Origin of the sequence: Bacillus sp. 7884-1 (assembly GCF_002272245.1) — a bacterium.
Taxonomy (GTDB): domain Bacteria; phylum Bacillota; class Bacilli; order Bacillales; family Cytobacillaceae; genus Neobacillus.
Genome location: NZ_NPDD01000247.1, coordinates 1 through 19885, shown reverse-complemented (window position 1 = coordinate 19885; position 19885 = coordinate 1). Strand labels below are relative to the sequence as shown.

The 19885-nt window shown below is 38.8% G+C and carries 16 protein-coding genes, 4 tRNA genes and 1 riboswitch; all 20 genes read right to left on the bottom strand.

The window, feature by feature from the left end; translation table 11 throughout:
- Window positions 1-52: 52 nt before the first annotated feature.
- Window positions 53-234, bottom strand: a riboswitch (Lysine riboswitch).
- Between the two features lie 364 nt (window positions 235-598).
- Window positions 599-1036 carry a hypothetical protein gene (locus CHI06_RS26465; protein WP_095251634.1) on the bottom strand — a complete coding sequence of 146 codons (438 nt, stop codon included), beginning with the start codon at window positions 1034-1036 and terminating at the stop codon, window positions 599-601.
- Between the two features lie 321 nt (window positions 1037-1357).
- Window positions 1358-6811, bottom strand: coding sequence for a 5'-nucleotidase C-terminal domain-containing protein (locus tag CHI06_RS26460; RefSeq protein ID WP_095251633.1), 5454 nt, complete (start codon window positions 6809-6811; stop codon window positions 1358-1360).
- Window positions 6812-7110: 299 nt separating this feature from the next.
- Window positions 7111-7971: a PhnE/PtxC family ABC transporter permease gene (locus CHI06_RS26455; protein ID WP_095251632.1), complete on the bottom strand. Its 861-nt coding sequence runs from the start codon at window positions 7969-7971 to the stop codon at window positions 7111-7113.
- Window positions 7971-8756 carry a PhnE/PtxC family ABC transporter permease gene (locus tag CHI06_RS26450; protein ID WP_095251631.1) on the bottom strand — a complete coding sequence of 262 codons (786 nt, stop codon included), beginning with the start codon at window positions 8754-8756 and terminating at the stop codon, window positions 7971-7973. Before CHI06_RS26450 ends, CHI06_RS26455 begins: the two co-directional genes overlap by 1 nt.
- On the bottom strand, window positions 8746-9534 hold the full coding sequence (gene phnC / locus CHI06_RS26445; protein WP_095251630.1) for a phosphonate ABC transporter ATP-binding protein: 789 nt from the start codon (window positions 9532-9534) through the stop codon (window positions 8746-8748). Before phnC ends, CHI06_RS26450 begins: the two co-directional genes overlap by 11 nt.
- 28 nt (window positions 9535-9562) lie before the next feature.
- Window positions 9563-10600 carry a phosphate/phosphite/phosphonate ABC transporter substrate-binding protein gene (phnD, locus tag CHI06_RS26440; protein ID WP_095251629.1) on the bottom strand — a complete coding sequence of 346 codons (1038 nt, stop codon included), beginning with the start codon at window positions 10598-10600 and terminating at the stop codon, window positions 9563-9565.
- A gap of 91 nt (window positions 10601-10691) precedes the next feature.
- Window positions 10692-11411, bottom strand: coding sequence for a phosphonate C-P lyase system protein PhnL (locus CHI06_RS26435; protein WP_095251628.1), 720 nt, complete (start codon window positions 11409-11411; stop codon window positions 10692-10694).
- Between the two features lie 49 nt (window positions 11412-11460).
- Entirely contained in the window at window positions 11461-12639 is a 1179-nt protein-coding gene (gene phnM, locus CHI06_RS26430; protein WP_095251627.1) for a phosphonate metabolism protein PhnM, read from the bottom strand.
- A gap of 223 nt (window positions 12640-12862) precedes the next feature.
- Window positions 12863-13708, bottom strand: a complete 846-nt coding sequence (locus CHI06_RS26425; protein ID WP_095251626.1) for an ATP-binding cassette domain-containing protein — start codon at window positions 13706-13708, stop codon at window positions 12863-12865.
- A complete protein-coding gene (locus CHI06_RS26420) occupies window positions 13709-14563 on the bottom strand; it encodes an alpha-D-ribose 1-methylphosphonate 5-phosphate C-P-lyase PhnJ (protein WP_095251625.1) in 855 nt (284 codons plus the stop codon).
- Complete coding sequence (locus CHI06_RS26415; protein WP_095251624.1) at window positions 14560-15687, bottom strand: carbon-phosphorus lyase complex subunit PhnI; 1128 nt, start codon at window positions 15685-15687, stop codon at window positions 14560-14562. The genes CHI06_RS26420 and CHI06_RS26415 overlap by 4 nt, the downstream gene beginning before the upstream one ends.
- On the bottom strand, window positions 15675-16292 hold the full coding sequence (phnH, locus tag CHI06_RS26410; RefSeq protein WP_095251623.1) for a phosphonate C-P lyase system protein PhnH: 618 nt from the start codon (window positions 16290-16292) through the stop codon (window positions 15675-15677). Before phnH ends, CHI06_RS26415 begins: the two co-directional genes overlap by 13 nt.
- A 16-nt stretch (window positions 16293-16308) precedes the next feature.
- The gene (phnG, locus tag CHI06_RS26405; RefSeq protein ID WP_095251622.1) at window positions 16309-16734 is read right to left on the bottom strand and encodes a phosphonate C-P lyase system protein PhnG; all 426 of its coding nucleotides are present in this window, start codon (window positions 16732-16734) and stop codon (window positions 16309-16311) included.
- Between the two features lie 205 nt (window positions 16735-16939).
- Window positions 16940-17641 (bottom strand): GntR family transcriptional regulator, encoded by a 702-nt coding sequence (locus CHI06_RS26400; RefSeq protein WP_095251621.1) that lies wholly within the window; start codon window positions 17639-17641, stop codon window positions 16940-16942.
- A 139-nt stretch (window positions 17642-17780) separates the two neighbouring features.
- Entirely contained in the window at window positions 17781-18413 is a 633-nt protein-coding gene (locus tag CHI06_RS26395) for a DapH/DapD/GlmU-related protein (protein ID WP_095251620.1), read from the bottom strand.
- 17 nt (window positions 18414-18430) lie between these two features.
- A complete protein-coding gene (locus CHI06_RS26390; RefSeq protein ID WP_095251619.1) occupies window positions 18431-19303 on the bottom strand; it encodes a PHP domain-containing protein in 873 nt (290 codons plus the stop codon).
- A gap of 197 nt (window positions 19304-19500) precedes the next feature.
- Window positions 19501-19582 (bottom strand) — tRNA-Leu (locus CHI06_RS26385).
- Window positions 19583-19605: 23 nt separating this feature from the next.
- Window positions 19606-19691, bottom strand: a tRNA-Leu gene (locus CHI06_RS26380).
- Window positions 19692-19730: 39 nt separating this feature from the next.
- A tRNA-Cys gene (locus tag CHI06_RS26375) sits at window positions 19731-19801 on the bottom strand.
- A 6-nt stretch (window positions 19802-19807) separates the two neighbouring features.
- A tRNA-Gly gene (locus CHI06_RS26370) sits at window positions 19808-19882 on the bottom strand.
- Window positions 19883-19885 lie beyond the last annotated feature (3 nt).

Here is a 19885-nt window from a genome sequence, read left to right as displayed (position 1 = left end):
AAACTCAGGCCGCAATATGCATAGTTCCCTTAAGTCCCCTCTTATATATCCCAATTGAGATAGCACAACTCAATAAACCGGAGAGTTTATTGAGACAGTCCTGCAGCTCTTAACTACAGACCCAGCATGTAATACCGAGAATATTACAAACTTCGGCGACATTTCCTTCTCTTTACCATCATGGCTTCTCAAGCTCCACTAAAGACTGTTAAATATCGCGCCTCTACCTCACTGAAAAAAAAAGTGAGGTCTTATTAAATTATATTAATATACTACAGCATTTTGTCGAAATCCGTCAACTTGTATTTTATTGCCAATTTTATTAAACCACTGAGAACAACATTAAAGTTATCGCTACTACTTCTTATTTTGGCTAATCACGGGCTCTCCCCGATTCCGACTTATCAATTATTGGATTGCTGCCTGCAGCGTGTCAGTAAACGAGTTGTCCTCCAATATTCAGAACTGGTCTTTCTTTCTTGTTTATTTTCTATTTTTACATATTACCATTTTCAACTTTAATTCATTGGAAAAAGTGCCTTTCAAAAAGGCTTGATATAAAAAAATCCTTCAATAAATAGAAGTGATTTTTGATAACTTATTTTTTTGTAACTTCAATTAGTATTCGAAAAAGCGTGTTTTCTCCTTCTACTAAATAATATTTTGGACCATCCTCAATTCCACTGATGCGAATAACATTGTTTACTCCTATTATAAAGACAATATCCTTTTTATTTGTGTGCATGGACAATGAATATAAATCATCCGGATAATCATCGGTTTCTTTTAGTTTCATCTCAGCTGGTTGTTCTACAATAGCTTGTAAAATTCCCTTGTCTTCGATTAAAAGATGATTTTTTGGCTCAGGATTTTCAAAGTCTTTAATGATAATACTTTTTACGGTATCACCTTCTAAAATCTCGTCCATAAAAGCTGCATACGTGGTTTCTTTAGGCGATTTGAAAATCATATAACTCACCACAAAAATGATAGTCAATAAAGCTAGATTAATAGATAAAACAATCTTTTTATTCATCAATCCACCCCTTTTTTTTACTGTATTTTAACATTCTTTTTTTCTAAAATGGTTGTATATGTAAATAAATGTCTAGAAGGAGATATTGATTTCCTCTAGCGTGATTTTTAGGTTTAATGAGAATCAGAATGATTGTTAATTGCCAATTAAATAATTATAATGATGAAGAAAAAGGCGTGCATCAAATTAGCACGCCTCCCTTTTTTTCACTTGTAAACAACTAATAATTGATTGATAACTTCCTAAATTTCTTAGTTATTTTGATTTTCACTCTCTACCTAACAGGTTAAGATTACCCATTCATCAATTATTTATTACCTATTAATTTGAAATAGCATTTCTTCTCTTAACGAAGTATAACACGCCGCCAGATAGAACGAACATTAATCCTGCTAGTAAAATGTTAAAGTTGTTTGTTGCTGTATTTGGAAGTTCATGATCAGCTTGTGTTGGAATTTTATTAGAAGCCGGTTGGCCTTCGAATACACCAAACGTACTGAAGTGATCGGTATAAGCTGAGATTTCACCATTTTTGTATTCTCCCCCGATTAACATCCACTTTTCTTCCTTTTCATTCCAATAATAAACTTTTACATTTTTAGGATTTTTAATTTGCTTTGGATCCACTTTGAATGTAAGTTTAACTTTTTCATTAAACTGATGATACAATTTGCCATCAGCTTCAATTGTAAAGTCATAAACACCTAGTGAACCATTTGCTTCCATTTTCTTCACTTTAATATCTAGATTTTCTGCTAATGGCAGGATAGAAGCAGGAATTAGTACATCTACATTTCCATTGCTTACCTGAATTGCTGCACTAGCATCTTTTAAAGCTTGAATTTGTTCTTTCGTAAGTGTTACTGTTGCATTAATTTTATTATCAATTTCAACAACTACTATTGCATTTTCTTCAAGATTTTCAAGCGCCTCTTCACTAATTGTATACTTATTACCTTCTTTAGCTACTTGAGGTTTAATAACTTTTGCCTCATCTGATTTACCTGGTTTATTACCTGGGTTTTCTTCTGGTTTATTACCCGGATTTTCTTCCGGTTTATTACCTGGATTTTCTCCTGGTTCATCACTTTCTTCAACAATTCGCCCTTCCACTTTAGTTGGGATCGTTTCTAAGCTTACTAGATAATCACGGAAGTTTTCCCAGTCAGATAAACCTAAGTCTGTTACTCTACCTTCTGCATAAGCTTTCGCAAAGACATCATAACCATCTCCGCCTTTAGCTGTGAAAGCATTCGTTGCGACTGTATAAGTTTCTTCGTCTTGAACTTCTACATATTTACCATTTTGATTTAAATATTTTACGGATACTACACGTTCTCCTGCTGGTTTCGTAGAATCAAATTCCACTTTACCACCGGCTACATGTAAGAAACCGCCATTTTCACCTGGGTATTTACTGAAACTAATTTCAAATGCTTCTTTTAACTCAGCTCCAGTTACATCCATGGTTGCTAATGTGTTACCAAATGGTAATACAGTGATTACTTCACCAACTGTGATCGGACCAGCATTAATGGCTGCACGGATTCCGCCGCCGTTTTGCAATGCCATGATTACATTTTTACCTGTGAATTCTTTTGCTTTTGTAAGCATTCCATCCGTAATCAAGTTACCGAGAATGGTTTCGTTTTTACGTACACTTGGTGCTGTATTATCGCCATTTGTACGTGGGTTTTCCAATTCTGCAGTCGTTGTTACACCGATTTCCTCTTTCGCAACAGCATCTACTTTCGTTTTGTATGGTGCTAACAATGCTGCTGCTTCTTGATCATCAGCTTGTTTATCAATTGCGATTAATTCTCCAGCTTGTTCAACTACAACGCCATTTCCATCAAATTCAACATCAAGCACACCTAGATTGCTGTTTGCATTACCAGTTTGAACAATTAAAGTTGGTGTTGTGTCTTCAGCAACAACTACTGGTTCAGCTAATACGGTATGACTATGTCCACCAACGATAACGTCAATACCTTCAACCTCTTCTGCTAATACCAAGTCGTTATCAAATGCTGCATTGTCATCATATCCGATATGAGTTATTGCAATAATCTTGTTGACGCCTTGTTCTTCAAAAGCGGTAACTGCTTTTGCTGCTTCTGCTTTATAATCTTCAAAAGTTATAGCTCCAGGGCTGGATAAATCCTCAGTTTCAGCTGTTGTTAAACCAAAGATACCCACTTTTTCACCATTAACTTCTTTGATAATACCATTATAAATTTGACCATTTACTGCTTCAGCTGTTAAAGAATCATTAAAAATTCCTGTGAACCTATTATCTTGTGAGAAATCAACGTTAGCACTCACAAATGGGAATTTTGCTTCCTTAATAAAGTTAACTAAACCTTGATGTCCCTCAGCCGAAGAACCTAAATCAAACTCATGGTTACCGAATGTCATAGCATCATAGCCCATAAGATTCATTAGAGCCAAGTCAGCTTGTCCTTGGAATTCATTAAAATACAAAGTTCCAGTGAAAACATCCCCTGCATTTAAAAGCAATGCATCTGGGTTTTCTGCTCTTACTTCTTTTACTGCCGTTACTGTTTTAGCCATTTTGTCTAATGAAGCATGTGTATCATTTGTATGCATGATGCTTAATTCATATTTTTTAGTTGCATTAGCTAAATCAATTTGAACCAATACTGGATCGTGGTCTGATGCCTGTTCAGTAAAGTTCGCGTTGATGTGAATCATGTCAGCTGTTGTAGCATTTAATAAGTTGTTTGAAACTAAAATATGGTCTAACGTTTGGTTGTTTCCTTGGAAGAAGTAAGAGTAACGATCTTCAGCCGTTACTTGATCAACCATATTTGTTAAAACATCACCTTTAAGCGTTTCAAGAGCAGGTGTGAATTCGAAATCGTTCATATCTCCAGCAACAACAATATTTAAATTAGGATTTTTCGCGAGTCCTTCATCAATAAAATCATTAATAGCTTGAGCTAAACCAAGACGTTCTGCTTCTGAATTTAATTTAGGAGGTTGGTTAGAACCCCATAAGGATTGATCTCCACCTTTAGAATTTAAATGAGCACCGATGACAACTACTTTTTCACCTTGGAACTCAAATTCTGCTGCGATTGGTTTACGCGTATCAGGGAATTTAGCAGGATTAATGACTCCTGGGTTAAGCGTTAAATTACCTGTTTCACTCCAAGCATTTGCTTGTGTGCCTGTACCTTTTGTTCCTTCAACGAATGTAACGCGGTCAGGGTTATATAGGTAACCAACACGGATATTTCCACCAGGTGCACCACCGTTATCATTGTTTACAGGTGTAACATCTGTCCATTCGTATGCTGGTCCATTTTCTGCTTTGATTGCTGCGATTAGACGTTCGTAGCTTTCGGTGGCATCTGCATTCCCAGAATCTGATTCACCGTCATTATCTTGTACTTCCACTAGAGTAATAATGTCTGGTGATTTCATATTACTTACAAATGTTTTCGCAATTTTAGCTACTTTTTCATCTGGTGTGTTTGATTTGTTATTTGAGAAGTTTTCCATATTGTAAGTTGCTACAGTTAATTTATCTTCAGCTGGAGCAATATTCGTTACTTCTGGTTGTATGTTAGACTCGATTACTTTAGGTAATGACTCCTTTTTTGTTAAAAGTTGATAGCCAGTACTAGAGTAAGAAATTACCCCAACAACATCACCATCAAAAGTATCACCTGATTTGAAATTGTTACCTACATTGTCTAAGAATACTTTTTCCGGATTATAATCATCTGCAGCAATAGTAAGACCGCCTTGATTATTCAACTCATTGTTTGTAGTGCTCTCAACGATGATTGGAACATCATTTGAGTAAGAGGGACCCACTACTTTTGCATTTGGGAATGAAACTCGCATAAATTCTACAGATTCCCAGAAATCAATACCGTCTTCTTCTGGATCAAATGATGCCATTTTATCATTATCAATGATTTTATTTGGAGGCATGATGTCTTTACCAACTACTAGTGGTGTTGGTAACTCAGCTGTTCCTGTTTTTGTAACAGCACTTGCGTTAATTTCAGTTTTAGATAAGTTAGCACCGCCGCCATATTCTTCAACAATTCCGTCAACGGCTACTTTATCACCCACAGACACACCATGAGATGATTTGTATACCTGAATTGCTTCTGATGTCGTTTTGTTATCGTCGGCGTTATCATCTTGAATGATAAAAGTTGACCCACTAATAACATGCGTTACAACACCCGTAATACCTTTAACTGCAGATCCGTCATATTTAGAAACATGTCCTTTTCCTTGAATATCACGAATTTTTACGCCTTCAGTATTTAAAATGGTATAAGTGAAACTAAATACCTCGCTTACATTTTCACCATTTACTGCAATAGCTTTAATGGTTGTGTCTCCAGTTTCTAATGCGATGGGTTCAACATATTTAGTACTTTCGATTGTTGGCACTGAACCATCAGTTGTGTAATAAACCTCAGCACCTTCAATACCAGATTTCAATTCAATCTTTGTTCCTGCTGGTACTGTTCCTTGAGCTTGTTCTACATAAATTGCTGGTTTGTTTACTAAATCATAACTTTCAAGACCAAAGGTTTTTACATGATATCCATCAGTATCAATTGAACCAATTCCTCTTAAATGAACTTTGTCGCCTTCATTATAGTATTTAATCAGTTCATTATAATCAGAACCTGTACGATTATCATGAATCACACGTACCTGATCGCCGGTTTCCGTCTTTGCTTGGAAAATTGTCGTTCCATAGTTATCACTTTCCAGAGCTGTAATTGTAATATTTTCTAATTTAATCAATTCACCTTGAGTAGATTCGTTAATAGCTGTTGGTGCTATAACTTGAGCTTCGGGTAAATTGTTACCAGAGGAGATTATTTCCATGTTGGTCGGTTGAAGCTCTAATTCATTCTTATATGTTAATAACTTTCCAGAAATTTTCACTTTATCCCCAGGTTGAACATCCTTCGGGCTTCCGTAAATGAGCATACCTGCTGTACCATCTTGCATATAGAAAGTATCATAACCCCAAAGTCCATTTTTTGTTGTAGCAATACCTTCAATGGTTACGGTTTGACCTGCTCCAGCTTGACGAGCTTCTGCCACTGTAATAGCTTCTAGTGGAACTTCAGGTTCGGTTGGTTCCTCTTCAGGAACTCCACCTAATGTATGCATTCCTAGGTTTGAAGAGACATCCTTACCTAAATCAGACCATTCCTTTGTTTTATCAAAAGCATCATTAATAATTGTATCGCCTGTTAAAACATTACTATTTCTAACTAAAGATACATCTGCCAGGTGATTTTCCACTGATCCAACCTGTCCAATTGAATCAACAACACTTCCATTTTTCTTAAGTACGATTTGATCGTTACCATTAAAATTAATTATTTGTTTGCTATCGTCGATTTTATCAGATACCGCAGCAATAACAGGATTTGCATCTGAACGAGATATCACGTATGTATCGCCAGCAGCGAGCTTACCGTCTAATGGTAAAACCTTATCCGTAGTAGTTGTTCCTGTTATAGCACTTCCACTATTATTATAGTGTTCAAGTGTATATCCACTTAGATCAATCTCTGCGCCTGTTCCATTGTATAGCTCAATCGCTTTATTAAAACTTGATCCCTCAATATATTCTGAGATTATCAAATCCGTAGCTACGCTAGTTTCAGCCTTTGCAGTAATATTAGCTACTGGTGAAAACAAACTTATAAGTAAGGCAGGCACCGTTACCATACTTAATCTCTTCTTATGTCTTCTATTCATGTTTCTCCTCCTATTATTACGTATCACTTTTATTCTAGAATGCTAGCAAACTCTTGCCAGTAATAATTATATAATTCTACTATTAAGATGGTGTTAATTATTTGTAAAATTTGTCATTTTCTCGGATAACTTGTAAAGATTTAATTTACAAATAATAGGATTATTTTGACCCATATTTTGCTAATTGGCATTCTAATACTTTATTAACTACTAACCAAGCTATCAAAAATGGATGCCAACAAGGTTCTTGGGCATCCATTTTTTGATTATCTTCTATTTGTCCTCTTAATCCTTAGTCCTTACCCGTTGACCTTAAGCTTCTTTTTCAATCGAATCGCTACCATTTCAAGAAGGATGGCAATAGCTAAGATAAAATAGGTGATTGCCCCAATTTCCCTAATGTCTAAGTAGAAACTGCTGGCCATAAACATGTCAAATCCGATTCCACCAGCACCTGCTGCTGCCCCCATGGCAATGGCAACCGCGAAGTTAATTTCAAATCGAAGAAACGTCCAAGAAATCATATACGTGAGAGAAGAAGGGATAACAGCTTGAAAGATAATCTGCCACCAGTTTGCTCCACTCGCTTGAAGGGCTTCAATGACACCATTGTCTAATTCTTCAAAGGACTCAGAATAAGCCTTCACTAAATAACTTACCGAATGGAACGTCATCCCAATCACAGCCGCTACACTCCCGAGGCCTGCCGCAACAGCAAAGATTAATACCCACAAAACGGTCGGAACGGCTCTTATAAAAGCAACAGATCCCTTAATCACGGAAGAAACTCGTTTATTCGTCAGATTTTCAGCAGCCAGTAATCCCAGAAACACAGCGATTATGGCTCCAAACAAAGTGGTTAAAAAGGCTAGACCCAATGTAACAAAAACCTGATAAAGCGCATGTGTAAAGGTGAAATGTTCAAGATGCGGCTCTAGAAACATTGCTTTTAAATTCGCAAAAGTAGATAAAACCGCTTCTCCAACATCAAGCTGTTTGTAGTCGAAACTATAAAATGCGTAAACCGATAGAAGTGCTAGAATGATAAGTGTGCTTCTTATAACCACAGATGATTTGGTCAAGGTTTTAATTCTTATTTTTTTTTGGAGATGCGGATCCAGTAAATGTTTTGACGAGGTTAATTGTTCATTTGCTTCCATTACAGAACCGCCCTTCTAACATAATTAGATACAGATTCAATGAATAAGATAGCTGCGATAATGACGGCGACAACCAGAGAAGCGACGTCATAATTTAGGCTTTTATAATACAAGTTAAAAGTAAACCCAATTCCTGAGCCAGTAAGCAGCCCAATCAGTGTGGCACTTCTTATATTTGTTTCAATCATGAATAAGATCCAGCTGATCATTTGTGGAAGGCTTGATGGAATCACCGACTGAAAGATAATTGAAAAGTAACCTGCACCAGTCGCTTGCAACGCTTCAACCGAGCCCCCGCTGACCTCATCAATCGTTTCAACAAAAGCTCTAGTTAAAAAGCCAAACGAACCAAAAAACAAGGCAAAATAACCTGTTAATGAACTTTGACCAAATGAAAAAAGTAGAATCATTGCCCAGGCCGCCACATCGATATTTCGAAAAATGGTCGCAATTCCTCTACTAATACCTCCAAAAAAGGCATTGACTCTCGTCGTATTCGATCCTAGAATCGCAAATAGTAAAGCAATGACAGCACCTGTAGTGGTTGCTGCAATCGAAACCAACAGAGTTTCGATTAGCTTTTCCAGAATATCAGGAAGCTTCGTTAATGATTCTTGTGTTGGATAAAAGTTTGCCAAACCCCATTCAACTGCTTTGGGAAGGGAAGAAAAACCTTTGACGACATTGTACTCGGTGATGATAATGGCTAGTAACGTGACAGCACCTAACATGATTAGGAATGCCAGCCTATTTCGATTCTTTTTTACAAAGTAATCAGCTTGCATGGATGCCTCCTACATCAAAAATAAGATCTTCAGCTTCGGATCCGTAAATACGCTGAATATCTTCTTTTGTTATGTCTTTAGGCGAGCCATTATAAACGACTTGACCATGGTTAATCCCAATGATTTTATCCGAGTACTTCAATGCGACATCCACTTGATGCAGATTCACTAGAACGGTAATGCCCATTGTCCTTGAAATGTTTCGCAAGTGATCCATAATAATCTTGGCAGAATTAGGATCAAGAGAAGCAATTGGCTCGTCACACAAAAGCATCCGAGGATTTTGAATAAGAGCACGAGCGATTCCAACTCGCTGCTTTTGACCACCACTCAATTGATCCGCCCGTTTATACATGTGTTCCTCTAAACCAAGAACATGTAGAATGTTAACGGCCTGCTCCTTTTCTTCTTGACAATAAAGACCGAGAACTCCAGCCAATGTTGATTTTTTTCCCAAATTGCCATGAAGCGTATTTTCGATCACACTTAAGCGATTGACTAGATTATAATGTTGAAAAATCATTCCGATTTTCGTTCGGACTTTTTTTAAGTCCTTTTTCTTCAGATTCATCACGTTCATGTTATCAAAAGTAATTTCTCCGCTCGTTGCACCAATCATTCGATTAATACAACGAAGGAGAGTGGATTTCCCCGCTCCTGATGGACCGATGATCGAAACAAACTCTCCTTCATTAACGGAGAAGTTAACATCAGATAACGCCTTCATATCACTACCAAATTGTTTGGACAAATGATTTACTTCTAATAAGGCTGTCATAGGTTAACTCTCCTTGCTATTTGGTTAGTTATTTCGAAAGCTCACGAATAGGGGTGAACCATGTATCCTCTACTTCTACTAAACGCTCGTCCGCTGTTTTCTTAAACAATCCTGAAAACTCGGATTCCTCTGGAACGAAGACCTTTTCGTTGTTCGTAATCTCATCCGATGTCATTACTTCAAGAAGTTGAGCCTGAAGATCTTTATTCAAATTCTCTGTATTGATGACAAATGGTGCATTTAGGACTGGAGTAACGGAAATGAGTGAAAATTCTTTTCCAACTACAGTGTTAAATGGCTCCGCAGCATCCTTTTTTACTTGATAAACGGCACCAGGTCGATTCACTTCTCCATCTGCAAGCTCTACATAATTGTTCACACATGTATCACAGAAAGCCGCTACGTCCGCTTTCCCTGATAATAGATTAACCGCAGAACCTTGGTGAGAACCTCCGTATAAAACCTCATTAAAGAATTGATCTTCGCCGCCTTCAAGCAAATCTTCTGGCGTTAAATCTTTGAACTCTGCCAGTTTACTAAAGTAATCAACAATTCCTGAGGATGGAACTTTAAATCCAGATGTGGAACTATTCGATACAAATGACAATTTCTTGCCTTGAATATTATCAATCGTAAACTTATCGCCCTTTTTATATTCATCGGCATTCTCTTTATTTACGGCTAACCAGCTATAATAAACCGCATCTTCCAGGGTACCAGACGCACCAGAAGGAACCACCAACGGAAGAACTTTTTCATTTTTGTTATGCGCTTCAATGTATCCTTGTGCCCCTAAGAAAGCCATATCCGCGTTTCCATTTGCAACTGCTTCAATCGCAACAATGTAGTCTGTCGTTGTTTGGTGCTCGACCTTTTTACCTGTTTTCTCTTCGATTATTTTTCCAATTTCATCACGAGCTTCGGTAAGATCTGCCCCGGATTCATTTGGTAGCCAAGCGATGGTAAGGGTATCTTTATCACCAGCTGCTCCTCCCGATGAAGCTGAACAACCTGCAAATACAATTAACATAACGAAAGAAAGTAAAAATAATAACGTCTTTTTCATCTTCAAACTCCTCACTCTTTTTTTTAATTTGGCCACTTTCATACTGTAACAACGAATTGTCAAGCTGCTATTAATCTTTTATAAAGTTTTGTTAAGAGTTGCTAAAACTAGTAGAATGAGAGAAAATTCCATTTTGCATGTTGTACTCTTGATTACATAAATGATTCATAAACTCAAGGTCATGAAAGATTCCAAGCATCGTGGTTCCTTCCTTCATAAGCTGTTCAATGAGAAGTTTCACCTTTATTTTAGAATCATGATCTAAACTTGCTGTCGGTTCATCTAATAGCAGCAGTCTCGGTTTTTTCACCATCGCGCGGGCAATGTTAAGCCTCAGCTTTTCCCCCCCGGAAAAAGTGGTTGGGTAGCTGTCCCATAATTCTTCATCCAACTCAAAATGCGCAAGAATCTTCTCCGTTTCTTTTTCCGCCAAGACATGATCGTCCCCCATTTCAAGGATTGCTTGTTTCACAAGCTGTCTGGCCGTCGTTCGCGGCATGACATTTAAAAATTGGGACACATAGCCGATTTCATGCTTCCTTAAATACAGTAGTACTCGTTCGGTTGCCTCTGCTAAATTAATACGTCCAAATTTTTTTGAATGGTACCAAATACTCCCTTGCTGGATACGATACGTTCCATAAATGCATTTTAAAATCGTCGACTTGCCGCTTCCGCTTTTCCCCGTTATCCCGACAAATTCTCCTTCTTTTATCTGTATATCCACACTGCTTACGGCTCGGATACGTTTGCCCAAATTATGAAGGTCAAACGATTTGGATAAGTTCTTAATCTCTAGAAGTGTTTCCACCCACTCACCTGCTTTCTGAATTTAGAATTTTTATTCACATCGCTTTAGCTTAGATTCGATAATTGGTCTTTTGAATCAGCTTTCCATCCACAAATACTCCCGTAATCACTGGAAAGTTATCACTAATTTTTTCAATGATAATCAAATCTGCTTTTTTTCCTTCGCGAATAGAGCCAATTTCCCCATCCATTTTTACTGCTTTTGCTGGGTTAAGCGTGACAAGCTTCATCATGTCAACTAAATCCATGCCATACTTTTCAACCAACTCAAAGATTGAATGAAGCATGGCTGCCGGATAGTAATCACTGCACAAGATATCAATCGATTGGTATTGAATCGCTTCGGCTGCCCCTAAGTTTCCACTATGAGAACCTCCAAGGAGGACATTTGGAGCACCGGCAATTGTATACATGCCAAGTTCCTTCGCTCGGCGCGCTACCTCTAACGTGATTGGAAATTCACTAATGGTCGTCCCAAAGCTAGAAATGAGTTCAAGCTTTTCAAGGCTATCGTCATCATGGGAAGCAACGGCAATACCTTGCTCATGCGCAAGCTGAGTGATTTCCTTTATGTCTTCAATCGATAGCTTCTCCTTCGTTTGGTGTTTATGAATGAGAACATCAATCGATGAATCACTGATATTGTTATAGCTTTTAACTGTATTTCGGTAAATTTCTAGGTGACGATACTGCCCCTGCCCAGGAGTATGATCCATAAATGAAACTAAATGGACTTTATTCTCGGTAATATAGCTTTTGAGATTCTCCATTTCTTCCACATTATCAATCTCAAACCTTGCATGGAATCGATGGCGGACAAGGTGTTTCATACTGTGGGTCCGGTCAATTAAATCAATAAATTTCCGAACATTTTCAGGCTCACGAATCGGCTTATACTCATAATCACTCCCTTTGAACAAGGAAAGAGAATGGAACATCGTAGTAATACCGTGTGAGATAAGCTGTTTCTCTGTTTCTCGTAAAGCCAAATCAAAATTCATCAGTGAGGTCGGCCTAGGTGCAGCCATATGCTCGATGTAGTCCGAATGGATATCGATAAAACCTGGAGAAATATATCCTCCTGCTGCATCAATTACCTCTATCTGTTCCTCAAATTTAATCTCACCTTTAGGAGCAATTTTTGTAATTCTGTCCTCTTCAATCAATAGATCATATCCATGCAAAACGGCTTCTTCGGTGATTAATCTTCCATTTGTAATGACAAACAAACTGCTTCCCCCTAAATTTCAGTATAGAAATCTCACAGCAAGGCTCTTTTCTTAAACTTTGTTGCTTTTGGAGATTAAAAGGGCTTGAATGAGCTATAATTTGTTGCAAAAATAGCCTCTATTGTAAGAAAAGAGCTCGCACTCTTAATTTCAAGCACAAAAATAGTTTATTCCGCGTTAAAATCGGCTTTAGGATTTTAACAACAATCATTACAAAAACAGCCTACAGCAATGAATGAACAAGCTGCTGTGTATATGGATGCTGCGGGTCCTCGAGGATTTGGTCCGTTAATCCTTGCTCAATGACCCTTCCCTCCAACATCACGAGTGTTCGGTCTGCCATCATACGGATGACTCCTAAATCATGCGAAACGAGAACAATACTAATATTTAATTCACGCTGCAGACTTTTAATTAAGTCGAGGACACTCGCTTGTACGGAAAGATCCAATCCCGTCGTTACCTCATCTAGTAGAAGAAGTGGAGGACGATTGGAAAGAGCCTTGGCAATTTGAACCCGCTGCTGCATTCCCCCCGAAAAATTTTTAGGCGCCTCTTTTCGGCGATGCACTGGGATGTTTACTTTATTTAGAAGTTCCGTTCCTCTGTTTTCCATCATGCCAACATGTTGGTTGCCAGCTGCTATGAGCTTCTCGGCAATATTACCAATCGATGAAAAGTTCATTTTTAACCCCAATAAAGGATTTTGATAGACTTTTCCCATGATGTTGTTACGAATATAGCGTTGTTGCTGAGAAGACTCTTGAAAGAGATTTTTCTCACCATTTTGGTAGTCTGCTAGATAGGCCTCACCATCTGTTACTTCCTGGTCAAAGTAAAGGCATTGCATCAATGTTGATTTTCCACTGCCACTCTCTCCGACGATGCCAAGAACCTCTCCTGGAAAAACATCAAAGGATACATCTCTACAGGCATAGACCGTTCCACAAACCTGACAATAATTTTTAACGAAAGAAGGAGATTCTTTGTCTTGACAATGAGGACATCCTAAACCAAATTGCTTATTTAAGTGTTTAATCGATAAAACGGGTACTTCAAATTCAGCCATTTATTTCACTCCAAATGGTTCGACTTCATTTAATGTTTCAATACAATAGCTTGTATCATTACATTGATAGAACGTTTCATTCGTTACTTCATCTACAAGCTCATCTAAAAATACCCCTGTTGAACCACATAATCGGCAATGCTTGCCAAGAAAGGACTCTGGCTCAAACGGATAGTCTTCAAAATCGAGCGATACGACCTTTGTATATGGCGGGACTGCGTACACTTTCTTTTCACGACCCGCCCCTAACAGAATGAGTGCTTCACTTTCATGCATTTTCGGGTTATCAAATCGCGGAATCGGACTCGGTGCCATTACATAGCGATCATGAACCATCACAGGGTGATCCGCCCCTGTTGTCATACTTCCATATTTCATAATCTGTTCAAACAACATCAACCAAGCACCACTATATTCTTTCTCACCGTGAAGCTTTTTCGTTTCATTCTCGCTCGGCTCGTAATATCGGAGCGGTTCAGGAAGCGGCACCTGCAAGATGAGAATCTGATCCTTCCTTAGCTGGACCTCGGGAATTCTATGTCTCGATTGAATAAGGGTTGCAAGAGCGGTATGATCAGTTATTTCCACCCCAGTCGTATCGGAAACGAGCTTTTTAATATTGACGGCATTAACGGATTCATCCGATCCTTGATCAATGACTTTTAGTACATCATTTTTGCCAATTAACGATAGAGTTAACTGCAAACCGCCAGTTCCCCATCCTCTTCCAATCGGCATTTCCCTTGAGGCAAATGGAACCTGGTAACCAGGAATGGCAATCGCCTTTAGAGTGGCTCTTCTAATTTCTCTTTTTGATCCTTCGTCAAAAAAGGCAAAGTTATAGGCTGTATTCATCCGCTTTTCACCTCTTGTCCTTCCTCATTTTTCGTCCCTTCCTTTTTCGTTTTCCGTACACTATCCAGCTTGGATTGGAAGGTAACGTAATGAGGCATTTTCAAATGCGAGATAAAGCCCGTCGATTCCACTGAATCAATATGATAAAGAACAAATTCTTCATTATGGCTGGGAAAGTCAGGATTTGGATGTTCAAGACAATTATCTAGAATTCCCATTGCAATCGCCTTTGTTTCGTTTTGGCCAAACACAAGGCCGTAGCCGATTTCAAACTCTATTTCTTTTTTTCCGTATTCTTTTTCAACGGTAACCGGCATGAGCATTTCGACTTCTGTAACCTTTACTTCTCCAATATAAAAGGCATCTTCATCGTCACCAGCATCTGTTGGATGATCAATCGTAACGGGCAAAGTGCCAACGCGAAGCTCGCCAACAGTCGGATGTAATGCTCCATAGCCCCTAATGACCGCATATGCCAGGGAAGTAACAGCCCCTGTTTCCCCTCTAGTTAAAATTTGCAATCTTTGGCTTCTGCTCGATGGAAACTCCAGACTTTCTCTCGTCACATCATCTGGATCACTATTGTTGTTTTCGCAAGGGGGAATTAAGCCTTCCTTACGTAAATAATCGAGCACCTTTGGTAAAGTTAGCTGCTGCTCATCACCTTGAAAGCTTTCCTTTTGATAATGATGAAGCCATTCCTGGACGACTTCGTCACTTTCATCGATTAAGTTAAAATCAAGCAGCCGATGGGTATAATCGGTTGTTGCCCCAAGTATTTGACCACCCGGGATATCTTTAAAGCTTGCCGAGATCCGACGCTCTACATTCATCTGTTCGGATTCAATCACTCTTGAATAATGCTTTCGAGGGACCGTCGAGCGATAAGCTCTTAACAGAAAGACCGCTTCTTCTGGATTTCCTTCTGCTTGTTTGATCGCGATGGCAGCCAAGGTTTCATTGTATAGACTGCTTTCGGACATTACCTGATCAACTAATCCGCGCATACCGGCTTTAATTTTTTCTACTTCGATTGTTTGTCCGTGATGAACTCTTTCATATTTCAAACGCTTGATTGACTCTTCAATTGCATGCGTTCCACCTTTAACGGCTACATATCCCATTCAGCCATCACCCGATTTCTGGTAATTTGTGTCGTTCTAGGCAAGGATAAAAGCTGATGATTTTGATCAATAAAAATCAAATCAATCCCTAACGGATATTCCTTGTTTTTTTCCTGGCGGCTTTCGACCCAGTTTTCATTTATATCCAAATGAACAAGCTCTGTGGTGTGAATTCCTGGTCCTTTTAACAATAGGGCTTCCCCGCTTGTCACAGAATCCGCTTCAACGAAAATGACGGCGGATGTATGTGGACTTTTTAACGTCCCAGGCTTCGCATTTATAATGGCCTCTTCAAGCGATCCTTTTTCAGCATCTTGAAGGATTAATAGAAAATCAGCCTTCTTTGTATCTGTCGATTTTGCATAGGTTAATTGATTAATTGTTTTCGAAACTGTATCTGCTTGAGTGGAAAATACCTTAAAAGAAACTTCCTGATCGAATAAGGCTAGGGCTAATAATAAAAGAGATGCACTGCAGCCTTTTTGATTCTCCACTTCTACTAAAGCTGCCTCCTTCCTAAAATCGGAAATGAGCCCTGGTCTTGAAGTAGAATCCACTAATTTTCGGTAAACAGATTGAAGATCGTGAACGATATCTAGTGTCAAAATCTTTTCCTCCTCATTAAACATCCATCGTTTCAAAGTTTACTTTTGTTTTTAAAATAGAATGATTGGCAGCAGCTCTCTGCTCCTGAATCACTTTCTCCTCGTTTTCAAGCAGCAGTTCCATCCACCTACTCGTTTCAGGCAACATCTCTTCAAACGCGGCGTCAATCACAGCGAGATTATACGATAGCTCTGGCTGATCTCCTGTCACTATGCCAATTCCAATTTTCCCTTTGATTTGAACCTTACATTCTGTTACCAACACTTCACCAGGATAAAATAGGCTTTTTTGGGTAGTCTCTCGAACTTTCAACATCACTAAGCCACTTTCTGGCTCTTGAATGACCTTCACCTGATATTTATCTTTTATACACTGGGCCATGTCCTCTACTAGTTTTTGAGAGCCATTGATTAAAATCTCTGTTCTTCGTCTTCTTTTCATCGAAGGCCTCCTAATGTCTTTGTTCTACATGTTTTACTCTATCTTGTTGCCAAGTGAGCGAACGTAAAAGAATGGTTAAGTTTGTATTGGTTTTGTAAATGACGTAGGAAAAGTTTGTTTCTGAAAATAAAAAAAATCGGCTTCTTAATGGCCGATTTCTTTAACATCTATTCATTTCAGAGCTTTATGTAGTATAACAACAGCTTTAGATCACATAAGTAAAACAATCGCTTCGATACATAATCTTCGAGTATTCAAGCACTGTCCCGGTTTTCTTATCTACACATCCTGATTCCAGGAGTAAAAGGGGTACAAGGCTGGGGCATTTCAATAGATCCCGTTCTACTTTACTAGGAAAACCGACACTCAATTGGCTTCGTTTCGGTTGAAAATCTGTGTAGCCATGTTGTCGATAATAGTGAAAAATAGAATGAATTTCCTTCCCATCCTTCTCAATATTTTCAAAAAGGGATTGAGATAAGTATGATGTATGAACAGCAATTGGACAGTCTTCAACGATTCGTAATCGGCTAATCTTATACACGGCGTCTTCACGTTTCACTTGCAATGAATGATAAATGGAAGAATCGTATGGAACTTTTTCACAGGATAGATTCATAGTCCTAGAATCATACTTTAATTCCTTCATTTTTTCAGTAAAACTCACATCGCCGGTTAAAATAAGCGGAATTTGCAGTTTCTGATTTTGAACATAGCTGCCTTTTCCTTGCTTCGAAAAAATATAACCCAGTTCCTGCAAGCGTTCATATACCTTTCGAATCACCATTCTTGGCACTTTATACAGATCGGCTAGTTCATTTTCAGATGGTAACTTGTCATTGGGTTTATATTTTCCTTCCCGTATTTCCGAAATCAACCGATCTACTAATAAAGTTTTTTCAGACATCAAGGCTTGCCCCTTTCGACACTAACTCTATATCTAGTATATCGCCTGAATATAAAATTAAGGTTAAGCCTATGTAAATTTTTATAACAGATGGCATAAAAAAAGCCCTAGTACATGACTAGGACTTATTCCACAACATTTATCCATGCTTTTTTAGAAAAGTCTCTAAATCGTTTAATTCATCAAAATGGGTTTCAAGTTTTTTCCTTGGCCAATCCCACCAAGCAATTTCAAGCAATCGATCAGCTACTTCTTTTGAAAACCTTCTTTTAATCGCCTTGCCGGGAACACCAACGACGATTGTAAAAGGCTCGACATTTTTCGTCACAACCGACCCGGATCCAACGACTGCTCCAGTACCAATTTCCACTCCTTTCATAATAATCGCACCATGGCCGATCCACACATCATGACCTATTTTCACGGTTTGAGTCCTCCGCCAATTAAAAAGGGCTTCATCATCCTCATAGGCGAAGTCGTATGCCACCTTTCGATAAGTCATATGGTGCTGGCTGACTCGGTCCATTGGATGCTGAACCGGATTAATACATACGTGTGAAGCAATCGAACAAAATTTACCTATTTCCGCATAGTTAACACTTACATCATCCATTGTGTAGGTATAATCACCAAAGGTGGACTCGATAATATGATTATTCTCCCCAATAGAAGTCCATTCCCCCGCATAGCTATTGATAATATGACTTGAATCAGCGAAGCTTGGAGTGATGGATAGTTTTTTTTCTTTTTTGGGCTGATAGATAAATGGCATATGAATAGTACAGCTCCTTATTTAAATGAATTCGTTTTTGTGATCATCTCTCTTCTCGCTATTAATGTTTCTAAAGTCTCTATTCCTGGGCTTTTACTCCCAATTAGCACAGGTTGTTCTCCATATTCACCGTGAAAATCGGAACCACCAGTCATGATTAGGTCATATTTTTTTGCCATCTGTTTTGCCTGTTCTTCATGTTTCTCATGATGCAATGGATGCCAAACCTCGATTCCCTGCAACCCAGCTTCCACTAATTCCGGTACCATTTCAAAGTTTCCATACTGACCCGGATGAGCTAGCACTGGTACTCCCCCAGCAAGAAGAATAACCTGAACAGCTGTTTTAGCATCCATATATTCCATTGGAATAAAAGCAATCCCCGGCTTCTCACCATTTTGTCCACGATTAAATAATTTTTTATAAAGTGGGCCATAAATGGAATCGGTATATCCTGCTTCAATTAGTGCATGCATGATATGCTGCTTGTAAACTCCTGTTCCTCCATGAGCAATTTCCTTACAACGCTCCCATGTGATCTTATATCCTGCAGCGATTAACCTTTCAACCATTTCCTCCGAGGCTCTGTGTCTTTGATTAGCGAGTAGTTGACAAATCGTTTCAATTCCCTCATGACCAGGTTCAATAAAATAACCGAGAATGTGTACACGCCGCCCTCTTTCGAAATCAAACCCAGACATCTCAATCCCCGGAATGACTTCAATTCCATATCTCTTTCCTATTTCAACTGCCTTTTCAAGACCTTTCGTGGTGTCATGGTTCGTAATCGCTAAGTGTGTAACCCCTTGTGCAAGAGCTAACTCCAAGACTTCATCAATCGACAATGGACAATCTGAAATATTTGTATGACAATGTAACTCAATTTTCACGCAAGTCCCTCCTTTATCTTTGCTATAAGAATAACTTGGTACCAAGTTAAGAGTGTTAACTGTGAGTAAATTGTTTGTAAATATAGCAAAGGTTAAAAAAGTCCTTTTGTAAAATGATTTCAAATCCCGCCATTTTTCGGCAAAACAAAAAACACTCACAAACGTTGATTTAACAACATTTGTGAGTGTTCTTTAGATACCGGTGGTCGGGGTCGAACCGACACTCCTTGCGGAACACGATTTTGAGTCGTGCGCGTCTGCCAATTCCGCCACACCGGCATAATAAAATTTTGTTAAGGTAATGCCGAGGACCGGAATCGAACCGGTACGGTAGTCACCTACCGCAGGATTTTAAGTCCTGTGCGTCTGCCAGTTCCGCCACCCCGGCGCAATGAAACGCGCAATAAAATGCAGATAAAATACTTGAAGGCGGCAACCGGATTCGAACCGGTGGTAAAGGTTTTGCAGACCTCTGCCTTACCACTTGGCTATGCCGCCATATGTTGGAGCGGAAGACGGGATTCGAACCCGCGACCCCCACCTTGGCAAGGTGGTGTTCTACCACTGAACTACTTCCGCAAA